Source organism: Ruminococcus sp. SR1/5 (assembly GCF_000209835.1).
Taxonomy (GTDB): Bacteria; Bacillota; Clostridia; order Lachnospirales; family Lachnospiraceae; genus Blautia_A; species Blautia_A fusiformis.
Genome location: NC_021014.1, coordinates 1,451,423 through 1,470,314, shown reverse-complemented (window position 1 = coordinate 1,470,314; position 18,892 = coordinate 1,451,423). Strand labels below are relative to the sequence as shown.

Below are 18,892 nucleotides of genomic sequence, written 5' to 3'. Positions count from 1 at the left end.
TTTTCTCCATTACCCTGTGATTTTCCGGGGATTTTTGATAAAGATCTTCTTTACATATTCGCTCCCCATTGTTTTTTCCATTTTGGCGACACATTTGCCGATCTCCGGGATACGCTCCGTCTTACGGTGTCCGTCAGAACCGACAAAATCCAGAAGCCCATGCTTCATGACTTTCCGTGCAAAGGTTTTTGCCCCGAATCCGTCCTGACCGCTGATGGTATCTGCATTGACCTGGATATGTGCTCCCATATCCTTCAGCTCTGTCAAAAATCCAATATCGTTCCGGGTAGCCTTATAACGTTCCACATGAGCGATGATCGGGATAAAACCATTCATCAGAAGACTTCTGACCCGTTCTTCAATATAATTTTTCTCATCTCCGTTGCTGAATTCCACAAGCACATATCTGGAACCTGCAAGGGTAAGCCGCCGTCCCTTCTTAAGGCATTCCACCATATCCATACTGGAATGGAGTTCACAGCCCAGATAAAGTCTCATGCCTTCATCACCAATATTCATGGCTGCTCTACGCAGCTGCATGAACTGTCTTGTCACAATGTTCATATGCGGCTCAAACATATCGTACCGGAAATGTGGTGTCAGGATCACATGACGTACGCCCTCCTGATACTCCTTATTGAGCATCCAGAGTGATTCTTCCATGTTTCTTGCACCGTCATCCACCCCGGGGAGGATATGACAATGAATATCATAAAGTCCCTTCATTAAAATAACCCACTCATTTCTGTTGTCAATGTTTTTTTATTTACTGCTGCTCTCACCATAATCTCCGTAGGAACCATACTTACCGTACTTGCCGTATTTACCATACTTGCCATAGTGACCGTAATTGCCGGCCTTGCTGTAGTCCACCTTGTTCAGGATGGTTCCCAGGATCGGGCAGTTGCTCTTGGCAAGCTGATCTCTTACTTCCTGTACAAAACGGTAGCTGATGGTACCGGATTCAACGACGATTACAGATCCGTCGCAGGAATCTGCTATGATAGCACTGTCGATGATCAGTCCAAGCGGCGGTGTATCTACAATAACGTAATCATAAACATCTCTTACCACGCGGATCATATCCTTGAAGAGTCTGTTTCCGAGAAGCTCTGCCGGGTTCGGAGGTACGATACCGGAGAAGATAATATGGAACTTCGGAAGTGTAGTGGCACAGATCACGTCAGAAAGCTTGGCCTGCTTGGAAAGATAATGAGCAAGTCCCATTACCTCCTGGTCTACTGTCACACGTCCCATCAAAACGGATTTACGCAGATCGGCATCGATCAGAAGCACTGATTTGCCGCTCTCAGCAAGAGAGGCAGCAAGATTAAATGCCACACTGCTCTTTCCCTCATTAGGAGTACAGCTGGTAAGTGCGATCACTTTCTTATCTGCTCCGCAGAACTGGATATTTGTTCGCAGAGCTTTATAAGCCTCATCCATCTGGTGATCAGACTTCCAGTTGCTCAGTTTAACTTTAATCATAATTCCTTTTCACCTTTACCTTTATGTTCTATCTGATGACAGTCTTGCCCTTTGGGCATGTCTATAGGTTATTATACAATCCTATTTTCTAATACGCAAGTTCTTTATTCGACAGAAAAGTCGTTAAATATGTACAATTTGCCTAATTTTTATTATTTTTATTTCCCGTCCCAGAAACAGGATAGATTATTTTTATTCCCTGTGTTAAAATAAACCCACGGCAATGAGTGCAGCGGTTACAGGAGGAGCCCTATTTTTTGCCAACCGTGATTGGCTGCCATAAGGAGGATATAAACATATGACAAAACAGGAATTTCAGAAACTGACCGAAGATCATGTCCTGCTGCTGGATGGTGCTACCGGCTCCAACCTGATGAAGGCCGGCATGCCGCGTGGTGTCTGCACAGAGAGCTGGGTGCTTGAGCACAAGGATGTGATCCAGTCTCTGCAGAAGGCATACATCGAGGCGGGAAGCCATATCATCTATGCGCCTACCTTCGGAGGAAACCGCATTAACCTCACTATGCACGGACTTGAGGATCAGATTGAACAGATCAATCATACCCTGGCCGGCTATTCAAAGGAGATCGCACCGGAGGGTGTTTTCGTAGCAGGTGATATCACCACCACAGGCAAGATGATGTCACCGGCCGGTGACATGACTTACGAAAAAGCCTTCGAAGTCTATCAGGAACAGATCGGCTATCTCCGTGATGCAGGTGTGGACCTGATCGTAGCGGAAACCATGATCAATATCGAGGAGACACTGGCTGCTGTAGACGCCTGCCAGAGTGTCTGCGAGCTTCCTATCATCTGTACCGTGACTGTAGAAGCAGACGGAAGTATCTTCAGCGGCGGAAATGCCATAGAGGCTGCCATGTCCCTGGAAGCTGCAGGTGCAGACGCTGTCGGCATCAACTGCTCAGTTGGCCCGGATCAGCTGGTATCGGTTATCCGCAATATCAAGGAGAACGTTTCCATTCCGGTCATTGCCAAACCCAATGCGGGAATGCCCCAGATCGATGATCTTGGAAATGCAGTTTACAGCATGACCCCTGCGGATTTTGCAGGTTATATGAAGGTGCTGGTGGACAACGGTGCTTCCGTGATCGGCGGATGCTGTGGTACCACACCGGAGTTTATTTCGGAAACCGCCCAGGTGCTTGGACTTCGATAACTTTAACCGGAACAGATATGCTTCCACGCACTGCTTCAATTTAGAACAGCAATAAGCCGTGAGTGAAAGATTCCGTCAAAAAATTCCTGAGGATCCTATGTGAGATATCAACAGATATCAACATAGAAATTCTCAGGATTTTTATTTTTCCGGATATTATTTCTCTTTTACTGCTTCTTCCGGCCGGTTTGCCTCATCCGCATAGGAGCTGCGGATTGCTTTTCGCACTGGAAGTACACAGGCAGGAACAACGGAAAGGCCGTCCACTCCCATCTGGATAAAAGCTTCTGTAAGATTGGAATCTGCTGCCAGCTCTCCGCATATGTAAACTTCACATCCTGACTTATGTCCTGCCTCTGTTACCATGCGGATCATCTTTACAAGCGCCGGATGATGATCATTGTATTTATCCTTCAAAAGAAGATTCTGCCGGTCCATAGCCAGGGTATACTGGGTCAGGTCATTGGTTCCTAGGCTCAGAAAATCCACACGTTTTCCAAGTTCTTCACTGATCATGACCGCTGCCGGTGTCTCGATCATAATTCCGGTACGGATGTTTTTGTAAGGAATGTTCTTCTCATCCAGGCCCTTTTTTACCTCACGGATCAGCTTCTCGATCTCATCCAGTTCATCCTCGGACGTGATCATCGGATACATCAGGTTGATATTTCCATAGGCACTTGCACGGTAAATAGCCCGAAGCTGCGCTTTGAACATTTTTTTGCGATCAAGGCAGAGGCGGATGCCGCGGTTTCCCATCATAGGATTGACCTCATCAGGAATTGCCATATATTCTGCCTGACGGTCTGCCCCCAGGTCCACGGTACGGATCACTGCCGGACGTTCATCCATATCCTCGGCTACTTTTTTATAGGCACGGAACAGCTCATTCTCTCTTGGATAATTCTCTCTTCCGAGATACTGGAATTCACTTCGAAGAAGGCCGATACCTGCTGCTCCGTAATAAAGAACCGTATTCAGATCATCCAGATTTCCGATGTTTGCCAGAAGCTTGATCTCCTTGCCATCGGCTGTGATATCCTTCTGGTTCCGAAGTCTCAAAAGTTCTTCCCGCTCTTCCTTATCTGCTGCATGACGGATCTCATATTCCTTAAGAAGCTCCGGCTCCGGATCGATATACAGTGTTCCTGTATACCCATCTACAATAGCCATATGGCCATCCCATTCTTTCTGTATCTCCACCTCGACCAGGGTGGGGACTTCCATGGATTTTGCCATGATCGATACATGGGAAATAACAGACCCCTGATGCATGACTACCGCCAGAAGACTGGCTTTGTTCATCTCCAGAAGTTCATTGGGGGAAAGCTGCTCTGCTGCAAGGATCACCGGCTCATCTCCCAGATTGATCCGTGCATGGGAGCCACCCATGGCGCCGATCAGCAGCTCGGAGATCTCCCTGATATTTTCGATCTGTTCTTTGACAGCCTCGTCCTCCAGCTTGCGGAACACATTTGCAAGCTCATCCCTGGTTGTCTGGACTGCGTAAGCTGCACTGACCTTTTCTGTCGTGATCATGCTTTCCACGGCCCGCTGAAAGCTGCCGCCACTTAAGAGCTTCAGCTGACGTTTCAAGGTCAGCTCCTGCTCTTTTGGGAGGGGTGCTCCGTTTTATACATATGCTGGATCTGGTTCTTTACCGCTGTTCTTGCATTATCCAGACGATCCAGCTCCTTTTTTACATTGTCTACCATGGACTGACGGATCTGATATTCGCCTCTGTGGTAATACAGTATTTTTCCAATGGCTATTCCGGAAAAAGCGGATGTGCCTTTGTATATCTCCACCTGAAAAACCCCCTTACTGGTTCGTCTGCTTAATCGCAGGCAGCTTTAAACTCTGTCCAGATCTTATTGTATTCCTGCTCTGCTTCCTGGCTTACATTCTGTACGATCTCACCCTTTGTCACGCTGTCCGGAACAACCAGGCTCTCGTCTACCAGATCATCTGCTGCCTTGTTTGTATTGTAGTATCCGATATAGTTGATGCACTGTGCAGATACTTCCGGCTCTAGGATATAATTGATAAATTCATTGGCAGCCTTCGCATTCGGTGCTTCACTTGGCACAAACATTCCCATAATACCAAATCCAAGACCTTCCTCCGGATAAACCACCTTAAGATCCGGATTATCCTTCAGTGCCTGTGTTACCTGTGATGTATAAAGAAATGCCACGCTTGCCTCTCCGTTGAGAAGGGCATTCTGTGTATTGTCATCCTGGATCATACGAATGTTCGGTGCCAGCTCTTTCAGCTTCTCACCGGTCTTGTCGATCACGGCTACATCTTCTTCGTTCATGCTCTCCCCCATGGAAAGCTGTGTGATGCCACAGATCACGCGGTAATTACCTACGATGGCAATGCTGTCCTCCAGAGACTTATCCCAGAGATCCTTGTATCCTTTAATGTCGATATCTACCTGCTCCGGATCATAAACGATCAGTGGGATTCCTGCTCCGTAAGGTACTGTATATTCGTCATCCGGATCATAAAACTGTCCCTGATAAAGGGGGTTGATGTTCTTAAAATTGGAAACGGTATCCTTGTCGATCTTCTGGACAAGTCCCTCTTTTACCGCACTGTCGATAATGTAATCATCTGCAATTACCACATCGTAATCGCCGCCCTTTGCCTGGGAAAGCTTCTCAAGCATGGTCTCATCGGTATCAAAGTTGGAATATACCACCTTGGTCCCTGTTTCTTTTTCAAAATCATCCAGCACTTCCTGCGGAAACATTCCGTCCCATGTATAAAGTACCAGTTCATCCTTATCCTTTGCACTGACACTGACACCTGTTATCATAGATGTTCCAAGTACCGCACATAACATGATCGCTGCTGCTTTTTTTGATTTCATAGAACCTCCTTCATGTCTCTCTCTGACGTCTTGTTATTTTGCTTTTACCTTTGTCCAAAGCTCTGCGAATTTCTGCTTGATCTTTGGCTTCTGGTATCCGAAGATCTCATTCTTTGGATTGTCGATCTGCGGAATATAGGAAGAAATTCCCTCATAAGTTCCGTTCTTCATCTCCTCGAATGCACTCTTTACAGTAGAAGTATATCCTACTTCTTCGGTATTGGAAAGAGCATTTTCATCATCCAACATAAAATTGATGAACTCATGAGCCAGATCTACTTCATTACAGTCCTTGGTGATGACCATGGCATCATACCAGGTATTGGTTCCCTGCTGCGGAGTATAATAGCCAAGCTCCGGATTTTCGCTGATGATATAGGAAGCATCTCCGGAATAAACAACCGCCATTGCCTTGTTTCCTGAGATCATGTTGTCGATCACATCATCACCTGCATAGATCGGATCCATGGTATCTCTCTGCCGGATCAGCCACTCATAAGCCTGCTGGATCTCATCAAGATTTTTTGTGTTCATGGAATACCCCAGCGCTTTCAGGGCGATCATAAAGGAATCCCTTTCGGAATCATACATATAAAGATCTCCCTTATATTTTTCATCGCAGAGAATATTCCAGCCCTCTTTGTCAAGATCCTCCTGAGAGACTACATTCTTATTATAAAGGATTCCTACAGTTCCCCAGAAATACGGACAGGAATAACGATTTCCCGGATCATAGTCCTTATTCTGTACCTCGGGAAGAAGATTTTTGCTGTTTGGGATCTTTTTCCAGTCAAGGGCCTGAAGATATTCCTCCTTGATCAGTCTTTCGATCATATAATCTGATGGAACCAGAACATCGTAGGTTTCACCACTGGCCAGCTTGGTGTACATCATCTCGTTGGACTCGAAGGTTTCATATACAACAGTACAGTTATACTGCCTCTCAAATTTGTCTAGAAGACTCAGGTCCATATATTCTCCGGCATTATATACACGAAGCACGTGGTTTCCCTGGCTTACGAGCGTCCACTTTCCCAATACCAGAACAACCGCAGCAGCTGTGATAACCGCAACGATCCTTCTTTTTTTCGGATCCATTTTTTTCACGGTGGAGGCCTGAAGCTTCGGCATGATCAGATTTGCAAAAAGAAGCACCAGTACAATGACCACGATCACAATAGTAGAAAGGGCGTTGATGGTGGGATTGATGCGCTTTGTCATATTATATACAACAATGGATATATTTTTACTCCGTTTCCGGAAACAAAGTAGGAAATTACGAAATCGTCAAAGGACATGGTAAAGGCCAGGAGCGCTCCCGCAAAAATCCCTTCTTTGATCATGGGCACGATAACCTTGGTAAGTGCCTGATATGGCGTTGCACCAAGATCCATGGCTGCATTGGCAAGGTTCGGATCCAGGCTTCGTACCTTCGGATATACACTGGTGATCACATAGGGCGTACAGAATGCGATATGTGCCAGCAGCATGGTCAGATAGCCTTTCGTCATTCCCAGCGAAGAAAACAGCAGCATCAGACCAATCGCGGTTACGATCTCCGGATTCAGAATTGGAAAGTTATTGATGGTAAGGACCATCTCCTTCAGCACCTTTCTGGATTTTGAAAGTCCGATGGCTGTGATGGTTCCCAGCACTGTGGAAATAACAGTTGCCAGAATTGCCACTGTGACCGAAACATAAACTGCCTTACTGATCTCCATGTTGTTTATCAGCTCTCCGTACCAGCGCAGGGAAAATCCTGTAAATCTGGTCAGGGACTTGGATGAGTTAAAGGAAAAGATCATGGTCACAAGGATCGGCAGGTAAAAAATGCCAGACACAGCACTACATATAATTTTGAAAATATGGTATTTTTCTTTTCATCTCCTGCCTCCTTTAATCGTCCTGAGTATCCATCTTCTTCATCAGGCTCATAAAGATCAGGATGATCACTGCCAGGATCAGAGAGATGGCACTTCCGAAGTTCCAGTCACCTACAGAAATAAACTGTGACTCGATGAGATTACCGATCAGCATGTACTGGCCGCCACCGAGAAGCTTCGGAATAACGAAGGTTGATATGGACAGAAGGAATACCATCATGATACCATTGACCACACCTGGCATGGAAAGCTTCCAGGTAATCCTCCAGAAGGTCTGGAAGGGATTGGCACCAAGGTCGTTGGCCGCTTCGATCAGTGACTTGTCCATTTTACTTAAGGATGTATGGATCGGAATGATCATAAAGGGCATAAAGTTACAAACAAGGCCCACGATAACGGAAAAATCTGTATACATCATGGTGATCGGTGAGATTCCCAGCATTTTCAGAAGGTTGTTCACCAGACCATTGTCAGAAAGAATGTTCATCCATGCATAGGTACGGAGAAGCATGTTGATCCACATGGGAATGGTGACCATAAGGATCAGAAAGCTCTGCACCTTTTCGGAATATTTGGAGATAATGTATGCCAGCGGATATCCGCAGACCAGGCAGATCAGTGTGGTCAGGATACCCAAGCGGAAGGATTTTAGGATAACACTTAAATATGTAGCTTCCAGAAATTTTGCAAAATTCGCCCATGTAAAATGCAGGGTCAGAACTTCATTTCCATCTGAGGTAAATGCATAAAGCACGATCAGGATCAATGGTACCACGATCAGGATCGAAGCCCAGATGATATACGGCTTGATCAGATGCTTGAACTGTTTCATTAGTATCCTCCCATTCTGCACATAACATGGATATCCTCAGGACCAAACTTCAGTCCCACTTCACGTCCCACTTCTGCATAATCGGTAGTGTGCACCATGTATGTGCGAAGCTCCGTCTCAACCAGGATCTCATAATGCACGCCCTTGAACGTAATGTTCCGTACCGTTCCTCTGATCTTGGCCTGATCCGGTTCCACAATATCCAGGTCCTCCGGGCGGAGAACAACCTCAATGGCTTCGTTGTCCTCAAATCCCTTGTCTACACATTCAAAACGGAAGCCATCAAACTCCACAAGGAAATCCCTGATCATTGTTCCTTCTATAATATTGGACTCTCCGATAAAGCCGGCAACAAAACGGTTCTCTGGCTCATTATAGATATCTGTCGGGCTGCCGATCTGCTGAATCTCACCATTGTTCATGACTACTACCGTATCAGACATGGAAAGTGCCTCCTCCTGGTCATGGGTAACATAGATAAAGGTGATCCCTACCTCTCTCTGGATCTTTTTCAGCTCGATCTGCATCTGCTTACGGATCTTGGCATCCAGTGCGCCGAGTGGCTCATCCAGCAGAAGAACCTTCGGCTCATTGACAAGAGCTCTGGCAATGGCAACTCGCTGCTGCTGTCCACCGGAAAGAAGCGTAACATCTCTTTTTTCGAAGCCTTCCAGCCCTACCATTTTCAGCATTCTTTTTACCTTCTGCTCAATAACAGATTTATCTACCTTTTTCAGATTCAGGCCGAAACCGATATTGTCCATAACATTGAGATGCGGAAACAATGCATATTTCTGGAATACCGTGTTGATCTCTCTTTTATATGGAGGCAGCTTGGAGATCTCAATTCCGTTAAACAGTACCTCTCCGCCGCTTGGCTCCTCAAAGCCGGCAATGATCCTTAAGGTTGTTGTCTTTCCACAGCCGCTGGGTCCCAGAAGCGTAAGGAATTCGTTTTCGTGAATGTCCAGATTAATGCCCCGGAGCACCTGCTGGTCATCAAAGTTTTTTGTGAGATTTTTTAACTCGATCAGTTTATTGCTCATCTTTTATATTCCCCTTCCCGCGTTTTCCTGCGATCAGATATACTGCCAGTACCAGAAGGATCACTCCCAGCATTATGGTACAAAGTGCATTGATCTCCGGCGTAACGCCTGTTTTCATCTGTGTGTAAACTTTTATCGGCAGCGTGGATACACGTGGCCCGGTTACAAAAATACTGATCACCACATCGTCCATGGACATGGCAAAGGCCAACAGAGAGCCGGATATAACAGCCGGCATGATCAGCGGCAGGGTAATGTCCCAGAAGGCCCGAAAGGAACCGGCACCAAGATCTCTGGCTGCCTCTTCCAGGGACGGATCCATTCCCACAAGCCTTGCTTTTACCTCCATCAAAATATAGGGCACGCAGAAAACCGTGTGTCCGATCAGAAGTGTCAGCATTCCAAATGGCAGGTTCAGCATATAGAAAAATGCCATCAGTACCATTCCCAGAATGATCTCCGGGATCATCAGAGGCAGAATAGAAATATACTCCATCACCCCTTTTGTTTTCCAGTGGATCCTGGAAAGTCCTACAGCCCCCAGTGTTCCGATCACTGCAGATACCCCACAGCTGGACACCGCCAGGATCAGACTGTTTTTCAATGCCTGGATCAGATCCCTGTCCTGAAACAGTTCCTGATACCATTTCAGGGAAAAACCGGTAAAGCGTACCGGAAGTCTTGCTTCATTAAACGAAAATACCACTACCACACCAATGGGCAGATACATGAGGAAAAACAGGATCCCCAGATACAGTCCTGAAAACTTTGAGTTCTTTTTCATCCGATTCCCTCCAGTTCCTTCACATTGGTAAGCTTCCGATATAATACGATCATCAGAGTTGTCAGTATCATCAGTACCACAGCCAGTGCTGCGGCAAAGGGCCAGTTATTGCCTCTTGTCATCTGCTCCTGGATCAGACTTCCCACAAGTACGATCTTGTTTCCGCCCAGGATATCCGCAATAAAAAACAGACCCATAGACGGAATAAAGGTAAGTATCACTCCGGAAAGAAGTCCCGGCAAAGTCAGCTTAAAGGTGACGCTCCAAAAAGCCTTCCATCTGCTGGCTCCAAGGTCTCTGGCAGCTTCCACAAGGGACCAGTCCAGCTTTTCCGCACTGGAATATACGGACAGTGCCATAAACGGCAGCAATACATAGATCATACCGATCACGATCGCCGGATAGCTGTACAGGATTTTTAAGGGCTCCTGGATGATGCCAAGCTTCATCAGCAGATAATTCAGAAGGCCCTTTTTCTGGAGAATGATGATCCAGCCATAAAGACGGATCAGGGAATTCACCCAGAAAGGCAGCATCAGGAAAAGCATGGCCAGCTTCTTTTTGCCCTCGGAAAGCTTTGCCATAAAGTATCCGAAGGGGTAGCCCACCAGACAGATGATCAAAGTGCTGGTGAGCGCAAGGCGGAAGGATCCCGTAAAGGTCTGCAGGTATACAGGCTCCAGGATCTGCTTGTAATTATCCAGAGTAAATTTCCAGTTCACGCCGTAGCCGCCGTCTGCTGTGGAAAAGCTCAGTGCAACTACATACAGAAGAGGCAGTGCAACGAAGATCAGTGTAAAAAGATACAGCGGCAGGATCATCCATACGGAGCCTGCTCTGTGCTTACGCATGGGTACCTCCTGCACAGGGACCTGACTGATCCGGCAATACTTCTTCTGATCTTTCTTCCCGATCTACCAGCACTGCATCTGTAGGAAGAAAACAGCAGCGCACCTTTTCTCCTACACTGACATTTGTATCAATGCCGTAACGGCTTGCCACGATTTCCTGACCTTCCGAAGTTTTCAAAACAACACGGAGCTGGCCGCCGGCGAAGGTTTTTTCAATGACTTCGGCGGTTAAGCCATCGCAGCTGTCATCTGTGTTTTTTTCTGCGGGCTCCTGTACACTCTTTTGTGTGTTTTCTGATGTGCAATTCGGCGTGCTTTGTTGTGCATTTTTTTATTTTCCTCAAACCGGATATTTTCGCTTCTTACTGCGATGGTAACCTTTTCTCCTTTTTGTGGGAAATATCCTCTGTCAGATGTAGCTGCGGTATCCATTGATACTTCTACTTTTCCGGCATCAGTTCTTACGGTGATCTGAGCGGAAGTACCGTCAATCTCCTCTTCCGCAATGCTTTCCACAATACCGGTCAGGATATTGGCATTTCCAACAAAGGTTGCCACATAGCTGGTCTTCGGATGATTATAGATCTCATCCGGCGTCCCAATCTGCTCAAAGCGACCGTGGTTCATCACAGCGATCGTATCAGACATGTTGATGGCTTCTTCCTGATCGTGAGTGATATAGATAAAGGTGATCCCCAGCTTCTTCTGCAGGCGCTTCAGCTCGTGCTGCATGGCACGCCTCAGCTGCAGATCCAGTGCACCAAGGGGTTCGTCCAGAAGAAGTACCTCCGGATTGTTCACAAGTGCTCTGGCTATGGCCACACGCTGGCGCTGACCGCCGGAAAGCTCTGACGGCTTACGCCTCTCAAAGCCCGGAAGCTGAACAAGCTCCAGCATTTCTTTGACTCTTCTGCTGATCTCCGCTTTCGATGTTTTTTTCAATTTCAGCCCATATCCAATGTTATCTGCTACATTCATATGGGGAAAAAGTGCATAATTCTGGAACACTGTGTTCACATTGCGCTGATTCGGTTCCAGGGATGTCACATCCTTTCCATCCAGAAAAACCTGGCCGGAATCTGGTTGTTCCAGGCCTGCAATGATCCGCAGTGTGGTGGTTTTTCCACAGCCGGAAGACCCCAGCAGAGTGACAAATTCTCCTTTTTTTGCTGTAAGACAGATGCTTTCCAGGACGTCCTCACCTTCCTGGAAGCTCTTTTTTATGTTTTTCAGTTCTAATGAAATTTCGGACATTTCGTTCTCCTTCTGTTTGCTATGATATCCGCACCCTGCATGGGATTTTCCTGATATAAGATTGCTTATTTTACTCTCGCAGGGGATTCTCCTGATTCGGTTAACTACTCATTTTCATGAAAATTATCTCGTATATACTGACAATAAGTTTCTTTATTAAATACAGGTTTAAATTCCTGACAGATTTTTTTTGCTTCTTTTGCCTGATCACAGAGAAGACGATACGTAGTCAGTGCCAGAAGCTTGGCTGGTTTGATATAAGCCAGTTCTTCATCCATGATCTTAAAATCTGCTCCGTGAAGTTTTCCCGCAAATCCTCCGAATGTAAAATTCAGCACTGGAAACAGATGGGTCAGGTCTCCTACGTCGGTACAGGCGTTGTTAAAATCTGCCGGCTTTGAGCACCGGTACGTAGCGTCCAGAAGCTTTACAGATTCCTCCATCACTTTATCCGCACCTCTGTGCAGGATCGGCATATATCCCTGAAGCGGTTCTCTTTCGATCGTACCACCGAATGCATAGGCAGCTCCGTCATAGGCACGATCCATTTTTTCCTGTGTTGCCCGGATCGCATCCAGAGACGCTGCACGGACTTTTGTTTCGATCACCGCTTCGTCCGGAACTGCATTGATCACATCCCCGGCTTTTCGGATCACGTTGTGAAGACGCACATGGTCTTCCTCCCGGAAGGTTTCCCGCATCAGTCCCATCATCTGGATGGCACTGGAAGTAATACTTAATGCATTGACACCATCCCATGGATCAATGGCTGCATGAGCGGCTTTTCCTCTTACTGTCACTCGTTCTGCGGAAAATCCGTTGCAAGCTGCATTTCCCAGGTAGAAGTCTTCCTCCACCTGCATCATGTGCACATGTGTTGTCATAATAATATCAGAATGGTCAAATTCTCCAAGACGGATCAGCTCGCTTTTTCCGGATGCAGGAAAGCCGATTCCCTCTTTACGAAGCCATGCACGTTTATCTGCATCGATGTATTCTTCCGCCGGAACGGCAAAAAAAGATACGGACCCAGACAGAGAGGCTTGAACCTCCTCATTGGTCAGTGCCAATGCTGCGCCGATCATGGCTGCAATCTGTGCGTGGTGTCCGCATGCATGTGCTGTCCCGTTAACGGGATCAGCCATCGGATGCGACTTACATCCGATGGCGTCAAGTTCTCCGATAATCGTAATGTTCGGTCCGTCCTGTTCCATCCACTCAGCGCGGACTCCTGTGCGTGCAAGTCCTCCATGCACACGAAGTCCCAGGCCACGCAAAAAAGCCGCAACATGTGCGGCTGTTCTCTCCTCGTAAAATCCCGGCTCCGGATGGCTCTGGATATCCTTCGCAAAGGCTATGATCTCATCTCTGTGTTCATCTATAGTCTGAATGATCTTTTCTTCAATATGATTCATGTCTTATAACCTCCATTTTCCGCAGGTTAAGCTATATGATATCATAAAACAGTTGATTTGGAAATAGATATTTTTGGGAGATACTTCCATCACCAAAAACAACTAATCTGTCACATTCCAGTTTTTGTTTTAGCTGCAAAGCAGCCTGCGCTTTGGATGCTTTTTGCGGCATGATCTCCAGCCACTGCTCTCCTGTGTAGATGTCCTTCTGATAAACAACATGATATTTATTTTTATATTTATGTTTGAAAGATTCCCTGCGATCCGTGTAAATTTAACGGTTCTTTCTTCTCTGACGGCGGTTTTTGACGGTTTATAAAAAAACTCAGGCTCCCGGAAATTCTTTTTCCACGGTATCTGCGATCTTTAGTTTTTCCATATTTTTACGTTTCAGATTCATGGATGAATGTACATAACATTCCAGTGTGATCCGTGTGCTGGAGTGCCCCAGGATCTCCGAAAGACTGCGGATCTCAAATCCGGCCTCCACACACCGTGTCGCAAAACTATGCCGCAAAGTATGGAAATGAACATTTTTCAGATTACAATCTTTCGTATATTGCCTCATGCGATACTGCAGGGTTCTGGGCTCCAGGAAATACCCTGCTTTTCCGGTCAGAACATATGCTTCCAGATCATCTGCTCTCCATTTGTTACAGAGCTTTTCAATATCCTGGTTCATGGGGATTATCCTTACCGACCTTCCACTTTTAGGAACCCCGGTTATGATCCGGGTCCTTTCTTCACTTGCAGGATTGAGATTTTTCAGGCGCTGCATGGTATGACGTACAAAGATGACTTTATTTTCCAGAGAAATATCTTCCCATTTCAGAGCACATACTTCTCCGATCCGCAATCCTGTCAACAATGCCAGCAAAACCCCAAATTTACACGGATCCATGTCCTGTAAAAGATATTCCGTAAACCTTTTCTGTTCTTCACAGGTCAGCACACGCATTTCTTTTCGATCCTGCCTGGGGTATACGATATCCACCGGTTTTGCCAGTGGATTCTGCTTTGTTGTATAATTCAGAATGGAATGCAGCACGGAAAGGATATCCCGCACTGTTTTTGGTGACAATCCTCTTTCATGGATAAGCCTGTAGCTGAATTGTTCTACAAGTATTTCTGAAACAGCCTCGGAAAAATACTGCCCGAGATCAGGCTTGATATATTTTTCCAGGATCGTTGTATATTTTACAAAAGTGGATGGTTTCACGCTGCTTCGTTTCAGATACAGCCATTCATTACAGTAATCTGCAAAGCGATTCCGTTTTCCTCTCACGGGCAGAAGCTGATCATTCATCAGCGCATAACGTGCCTGATTGACCTTATCTCTGGCTTCATGATATGTTTTTCCGTAACAGTAGCCATAGTGTATCCTTCCGTTTATCCGATGCTCTTTGATATATCTGGCTTCCCATCGTCCGTCTTTTCTTTTGTAAATGTTTTCTCCTTTTCTGCTCATTGATCTTTCCTCCTGTTATGCTGAATCTTATAGTCTGTTCACAAATAAGAGTTTTTATCCGCCGGTCTTTTATCCTCTGACGATGACACTGACGGCGAATAGTGTCCTTTTTCGGACACCACAATATTTGCGCCCTATATTATCCGTAAAATATGGCGAAAAACCACGATAAAAAAGCCGGTTTTCAGGAACTTGCACCTTGAATTTCCGAAAAATTTATGGTATTTTTATAGAAAACTTTTTATTTTTCTGAAAGCAGATGTATTTATCTGTTTCTTAAAAACAATTTGTTCCTAACAACTCTGATAGAATATCATTTTTTCCATTACCTGTCAACATGTTTTTTACATAAATTTCATTTTTTCTAAAAAACGTATTTTTTCGCCAAAAACCGCATTTCACAGACATGGTCACCACCTGTATCCTGGTGCTTTTCCGTCTGCAAAATGCGGTTTCTTTTACCCACCATAAAATATTCCTGTAAAAATACGGATAAAAATATTTTTATCATAAAGAAAATCCAGTACTGTATCACCCCGGATCAGTCCCAGACCCTTTTGCCCTATTTCCGTGTTGCATAAAATCGTAAGTACCAGCATTCCGACCCATACAAAAACAATACACTTCATGCCTCCTACTACGGCGCCGGCTATTTTGTTGATCCCACGGATGACCGGCAATCTTGCTAGGAGATCCATGGCATACGCCAGCACATGGATCAGGATTGAGGAAAGTATGTATGATACCAAAAAAGAAAGACAGTTCACTGCTACATTGGCCAGATATCCGGAAATATACCCTGCAAATGTATTAACCGCCAGATATTGATACACCAATGCCGTATTATTTTCTGTTATTCCCTTCTGGAGGAGATCCGGAATATCCATGCTGCTGATCAGCTCCTTCTGTTCCTCCTCATCCATGGTTTCTTTTCCATCTGCCAGAGAATCCACAAATGATCCGCTGGCAGTCTGGATTTTTTCATAAACAGACGTATTCTCACGTATGAACTGATTCACATAAGGATTGATCAGCCATACCAGAGCAACGGAGATCAGAACAAGCAATGCAGATACTACTTCTTTTACAAAGCCATGCCTGTATCCATCCACCATGGAAAAGGCAAGCAGGACCAGCACAGCCAGTCCAAGCCATGTCCAGTTCATATCTGCCCCCTTAACTGAATTTTATGGTGCTGACGCCTGTATCCAGTACCATAAGATATTTATTCCATCCGATCTTAAAGAAATCCCGGATCGTTCCATCTACATTTCCGGCATATTTCTGTACGCCACGGTTGTTCATCACGCAGATCTGCGAGCTGTTATACATGATGATATTATCTCCGCTCATTTTTATAGTCGTATATGGAATATTGAAATTTTTACGGAATTTCAGCTGTCCGCTCATACTATAGACTTCCATTGTATACAGATCATCTTTATTATTGTTTTTAAATACCAGGCCAATCCTGTCATCACTGAAAAATGTACTTACGATCTCCTGTTTTACATTGACTGTTTTGCTTTCTTTGGGAATCTGGCTTCCCTGGTAAGTAGAAAATCCATCATCTCGCAAAGCAATATACTTACTGTCACTGATACATTCCACCTGCGGGATCACTACATTCTCATAGGTATAACCACTTACGATCCGATCATCCTCATTCTGCCCTACATCCCCATAATTATAAAATGCCACATAGCTGGTAGTCTTGCTTCCATCAACATACTGGAATGTTACCATCATCACTCCGTTATCAGACACTGCTACATCCATGGGATATCCCGGATCATCGATCTTAGTCAGATTTTCCGCGACCAGACTGCCATCCGGATTATAAAAATTGATCCAGGTATTATCATCATTGTCCAGGATCACTGCAACCATTCCATTCGATGCGATCCGCACTTTTACAATAGCATAAGATGTTGTTACAGTTCCGGTCACACCTTTTTTGTCGCAGATATAAAGCGATGTTCCCTCGCTGTCTGCAACAACCGCCCTGCTTCCATTCACATCTGCAATAGGATTCTGCATTGTATAGGTTTCATTCCAGATCGTATTCATGCTGTTGTCCACAACAGATACTCCATCCGGACTGTATCTCAGGATATCTCCATCCATGTCCACATACTGTGTGGACACAACATCTTCCTGTTCGCTTGTATTTAATACTTTATAGCTGTGATAGCTTCTTTTTTCTGCATAGAGAAAAACCAGGCAGACTGCAGCAGCGATCACTGCCGCTGTGATCACCTTTTTTCCCTTTCTTGAAATCCTTCGGCGATGAGAAGTTCTCCTGTAGTAAGCGCCTTCCTGCGCAGCCTGTTCCTGTGCAAGCCTGGCTTTTTGCCTCATCAGCTTTTTACGCTTTTGTTTTTCTGTATTTTTTTATGATATTCACAACCGTATCCCTTACCTTAAGTATTTTATTTTGTAATTGGTTTTCCAGTTATTATAGCACACTCCATCAGGGTAGTACAATTACCTGCCCGGGATAAATGATCTCATTGGCAGAAATTCCGTTTAATGCACAGATCTGCTCCATCGCCGCTACAGTACCATAGCGGTTGAGACTGATCTGATACAAGGTGTCTCCCGGGCGGATCACATAAGTTTCTCCAGGATTTCCTGCAGCCACTGAAGTCTCTTCTGTTTTTTTCTCTTCTGTTTTATTATCTTTTTTTTGCGTTGCTTCTGAAACAGACTGTTTTTTTGAACTTCGAGGTTCCGGTGTTATTGAGATTTTTTCTCTTTTCTGCGTGGTTTCCGTCGGGACCGGAGTTCCCCGCACAGCTTCCTGCGTCTGTACCGGTTTTTGTGTCTGCACCGGTTTTTGTGTCTGCACCGGTTTCTGCGTCTGCACCGCCTTTGGCGAAATCGATACACTCTGCACCGGTTCTGTTACTGCAGGTGTTATCTGCACCACCGAAGCAGAAGCGGCGCGATAATCTTCCGGAACCTCTGTTTTTTCCTGCTGATTCCGATAAAAGCCCACTCCAGCCACAAGAACTGCCAGTGCCAGACACACCGTAGCCGCATAAGAAAAAACAGAAGTTTTCTCTTCTCCCCGTTCCTCCGGATTTTTACTGTCTATGATCTTTCTGAAATTTCTGACAGCCCTGTCCTCCACTTTCTCGGATGCTTCTCCGCCCTCTTTCTGGCTGCGTTCGATCATATACGTCTGCATCTGAGAATTTTTCTCATAATAAATATAATACCCGCTCAGTTTTGCCATCATGCCGCCATCATAACGGAAAAAGGCATCCTCCCGTTCTCCAGGATCCATCAGCATCAGGATCTTTTCCCCTCCGAAATGTCTGAGATGTACTTTCACAAAAAGCTCCGTGATCTCCATTGCTATCTGAGGCTGTGCAAAAAACCATCCCACGATCTCCTGCTCCGGAAAATACTGATCCTTATCCTCCTGCAGTTTCTGCCAGAGTTTTTCCGAAAAGTCAATATGTTCTGCCGCAGCCTCCATGCCGTCTGCTGCAATGGCACCTTTTATAAAAATACAGGTCATATCTGCAGTCCATTGAATTTCACCTGTAAGTACCGCCACACTTCCCTGGCCTTCCGGCTTTTCATCTTCTGCCAGGCTGCAGAGAAATGTGTATACATAATCTTCTATATAAATCCTGTAATCTCCGTTCGCCAGCCCGATCTGCCTTACATTTCTAGGCATGGAAAACGATTCCTGTGCGGCTTCCTGTTCTGTTGTGTCCTCCTTATAAATGACTTCTATCATCTCATATCACTCCTTCTGTCCAAGCATAGCACAGTAAAAATGCGGATTTTAGCAGAATGTAA

Annotated in this window: 19 protein-coding genes; 1 reads left to right on the top strand and 18 read right to left on the bottom strand. The window is 45.5% G+C overall.

What is annotated here, in order from left to right:
• Positions 1 to 9: 9 nt before the first annotated feature.
• Together CK1_RS07665 and CK1_RS07660 are read right to left on the bottom strand one after the other, a co-directional pair.
• Entirely contained in the window at positions 10 to 726 is a 717-nt protein-coding gene (locus CK1_RS07665) for a CpsB/CapC family capsule biosynthesis tyrosine phosphatase (protein ID WP_015525687.1), read from the bottom strand.
• Positions 727 to 762: 36 nt separating this feature from the next.
• The gene (locus CK1_RS07660) at positions 763 to 1,488 is read right to left on the bottom strand and encodes a polysaccharide biosynthesis tyrosine autokinase (protein ID WP_015525686.1); all 726 of its coding nucleotides are present in this window, start codon (positions 1,486 to 1,488) and stop codon (positions 763 to 765) included.
• A gap of 298 nt (positions 1,489 to 1,786) precedes the next feature.
• On the opposite strand from CK1_RS07660, the gene CK1_RS07655 reads away from it, so the two are divergent.
• Complete coding sequence (locus tag CK1_RS07655) at positions 1,787 to 2,665, top strand: homocysteine S-methyltransferase family protein (protein WP_015525685.1); 879 nt, start codon at positions 1,787 to 1,789, stop codon at positions 2,663 to 2,665.
• Between the two features lie 156 nt (positions 2,666 to 2,821).
• Here the strand turns inward: CK1_RS07655 and ptsP are convergent, their stop codons facing one another.
• The 16 genes from ptsP to CK1_RS07575 all read right to left on the bottom strand — a co-directional run bounded on the left by ptsP (position 2,822) and on the right by CK1_RS07575 (position 18,830).
• On the bottom strand, positions 2,822 to 4,261 hold the full coding sequence (gene ptsP, locus CK1_RS07650; protein ID WP_306288840.1) for a phosphoenolpyruvate--protein phosphotransferase: 1,440 nt from the start codon (positions 4,259 to 4,261) through the stop codon (positions 2,822 to 2,824).
• A gap of 2 nt (positions 4,262 to 4,263) precedes the next feature.
• The gene (locus tag CK1_RS07645) at positions 4,264 to 4,473 is read right to left on the bottom strand and encodes a phosphoenolpyruvate-utilizing N-terminal domain-containing protein (protein WP_306288839.1); all 210 of its coding nucleotides are present in this window, start codon (positions 4,471 to 4,473) and stop codon (positions 4,264 to 4,266) included.
• 29 nt (positions 4,474 to 4,502) lie between these two features.
• Complete coding sequence (locus tag CK1_RS07640; protein WP_015525684.1) at positions 4,503 to 5,543, bottom strand: polyamine ABC transporter substrate-binding protein; 1,041 nt, start codon at positions 5,541 to 5,543, stop codon at positions 4,503 to 4,505.
• 33 nt (positions 5,544 to 5,576) lie between these two features.
• Positions 5,577 to 6,764 carry an ABC transporter substrate-binding protein gene (locus tag CK1_RS07635; protein ID WP_015525683.1) on the bottom strand — a complete coding sequence of 396 codons (1,188 nt, stop codon included), beginning with the start codon at positions 6,762 to 6,764 and terminating at the stop codon, positions 5,577 to 5,579.
• Complete coding sequence (locus CK1_RS07630; protein WP_306288838.1) at positions 6,761 to 7,384, bottom strand: ABC transporter permease; 624 nt, start codon at positions 7,382 to 7,384, stop codon at positions 6,761 to 6,763. The genes CK1_RS07635 and CK1_RS07630 overlap by 4 nt, the downstream gene beginning before the upstream one ends.
• Before the next feature lie 55 nt (positions 7,385 to 7,439).
• Entirely contained in the window at positions 7,440 to 8,258 is an 819-nt protein-coding gene (locus CK1_RS07625) for an ABC transporter permease (protein ID WP_015525682.1), read from the bottom strand.
• Positions 8,258 to 9,304: a spermidine/putrescine ABC transporter ATP-binding protein gene (gene potA / locus CK1_RS07620; RefSeq protein WP_015525681.1), complete on the bottom strand. Its 1,047-nt coding sequence runs from the start codon at positions 9,302 to 9,304 to the stop codon at positions 8,258 to 8,260. The genes CK1_RS07625 and potA overlap by 1 nt, the downstream gene beginning before the upstream one ends.
• Positions 9,294 to 10,088 carry an ABC transporter permease gene (locus tag CK1_RS07615; protein WP_015525680.1) on the bottom strand — a complete coding sequence of 265 codons (795 nt, stop codon included), beginning with the start codon at positions 10,086 to 10,088 and terminating at the stop codon, positions 9,294 to 9,296. The genes potA and CK1_RS07615 overlap by 11 nt, the downstream gene beginning before the upstream one ends.
• The gene (locus CK1_RS07610; protein ID WP_015525679.1) at positions 10,085 to 10,939 is read right to left on the bottom strand and encodes an ABC transporter permease; all 855 of its coding nucleotides are present in this window, start codon (positions 10,937 to 10,939) and stop codon (positions 10,085 to 10,087) included. Before CK1_RS07610 ends, CK1_RS07615 begins: the two co-directional genes overlap by 4 nt.
• Complete coding sequence (locus CK1_RS07605) at positions 10,932 to 11,156, bottom strand: hypothetical protein (RefSeq protein ID WP_306289079.1); 225 nt, start codon at positions 11,154 to 11,156, stop codon at positions 10,932 to 10,934. The genes CK1_RS07610 and CK1_RS07605 overlap by 8 nt, the downstream gene beginning before the upstream one ends.
• 11 nt (positions 11,157 to 11,167) lie before the next feature.
• A complete protein-coding gene (locus CK1_RS07600; protein ID WP_015525678.1) occupies positions 11,168 to 12,193 on the bottom strand; it encodes an ABC transporter ATP-binding protein in 1,026 nt (341 codons plus the stop codon).
• A gap of 104 nt (positions 12,194 to 12,297) precedes the next feature.
• Complete coding sequence (locus CK1_RS07595) at positions 12,298 to 13,608, bottom strand: amidohydrolase (protein ID WP_015525677.1); 1,311 nt, start codon at positions 13,606 to 13,608, stop codon at positions 12,298 to 12,300.
• A gap of 325 nt (positions 13,609 to 13,933) precedes the next feature.
• Positions 13,934 to 15,076, bottom strand: a complete 1,143-nt coding sequence (locus CK1_RS07590; RefSeq protein WP_015525675.1) for a tyrosine-type recombinase/integrase — start codon at positions 15,074 to 15,076, stop codon at positions 13,934 to 13,936.
• A 458-nt stretch (positions 15,077 to 15,534) separates the two neighbouring features.
• On the bottom strand, positions 15,535 to 16,242 hold the full coding sequence (locus CK1_RS07585) for a CvpA family protein (RefSeq protein WP_015525674.1): 708 nt from the start codon (positions 16,240 to 16,242) through the stop codon (positions 15,535 to 15,537).
• 10 nt (positions 16,243 to 16,252) lie between these two features.
• Positions 16,253 to 17,437, bottom strand: a complete 1,185-nt coding sequence (locus CK1_RS07580; protein WP_015525673.1) for a DUF5711 family protein — start codon at positions 17,435 to 17,437, stop codon at positions 16,253 to 16,255.
• Between the two features lie 112 nt (positions 17,438 to 17,549).
• Positions 17,550 to 18,830 (bottom strand): LysM peptidoglycan-binding domain-containing protein, encoded by a 1,281-nt coding sequence (locus CK1_RS07575; protein ID WP_015525672.1) that lies wholly within the window; start codon positions 18,828 to 18,830, stop codon positions 17,550 to 17,552.
• Between the last annotated feature and the right edge of the window lie 62 nt (positions 18,831 to 18,892).

Excerpts from the sequence above, each read along its gene's own strand:
- CK1_RS07665 (WP_015525687.1), bottom strand. The coding sequence starts at position 726 with ATGAAGGGACTTTATGATATTCATTGTCATATCCTCCCCGGGGTGGAT.
- CK1_RS07660 (WP_015525686.1), bottom strand. The coding sequence starts at position 1,488 with ATGATTAAAGTTAAACTGAGCAACTGGAAGTCTGATCACCAGATGGAT.
- CK1_RS07655 (WP_015525685.1), top strand. The coding sequence starts at position 1,787 with ATGACAAAACAGGAATTTCAGAAACTGACCGAAGATCATGTCCTGCTG.
- CK1_RS07640 (WP_015525684.1), bottom strand. The coding sequence starts at position 5,543 with ATGAAATCAAAAAAAGCAGCAGCGATCATGTTATGTGCGGTACTTGGA.
- CK1_RS07635 (WP_015525683.1), bottom strand. The coding sequence starts at position 6,764 with ATGACAAAGCGCATCAATCCCACCATCAACGCCCTTTCTACTATTGTG.
- CK1_RS07625 (WP_015525682.1), bottom strand. The coding sequence starts at position 8,258 with ATGAAACAGTTCAAGCATCTGATCAAGCCGTATATCATCTGGGCTTCG.
- potA (WP_015525681.1), bottom strand. The coding sequence starts at position 9,304 with ATGAGCAATAAACTGATCGAGTTAAAAAATCTCACAAAAAACTTTGAT.
- CK1_RS07615 (WP_015525680.1), bottom strand. The coding sequence starts at position 10,088 with ATGAAAAAGAACTCAAAGTTTTCAGGACTGTATCTGGGGATCCTGTTT.
- CK1_RS07610 (WP_015525679.1), bottom strand. The coding sequence starts at position 10,939 with ATGCGTAAGCACAGAGCAGGCTCCGTATGGATGATCCTGCCGCTGTAT.
- CK1_RS07600 (WP_015525678.1), bottom strand. The coding sequence starts at position 12,193 with ATGTCCGAAATTTCATTAGAACTGAAAAACATAAAAAAGAGCTTCCAG.
- CK1_RS07595 (WP_015525677.1), bottom strand. The coding sequence starts at position 13,608 with ATGAATCATATTGAAGAAAAGATCATTCAGACTATAGATGAACACAGA.
- CK1_RS07590 (WP_015525675.1), bottom strand. The coding sequence starts at position 15,076 with ATGAGCAGAAAAGGAGAAAACATTTACAAAAGAAAAGACGGACGATGG.
- CK1_RS07585 (WP_015525674.1), bottom strand. The coding sequence starts at position 16,242 with ATGAACTGGACATGGCTTGGACTGGCTGTGCTGGTCCTGCTTGCCTTT.
- CK1_RS07580 (WP_015525673.1), bottom strand. The coding sequence starts at position 17,437 with ATGAGGCAAAAAGCCAGGCTTGCACAGGAACAGGCTGCGCAGGAAGGC.
- CK1_RS07575 (WP_015525672.1), bottom strand. The coding sequence starts at position 18,830 with ATGATAGAAGTCATTTATAAGGAGGACACAACAGAACAGGAAGCCGCA.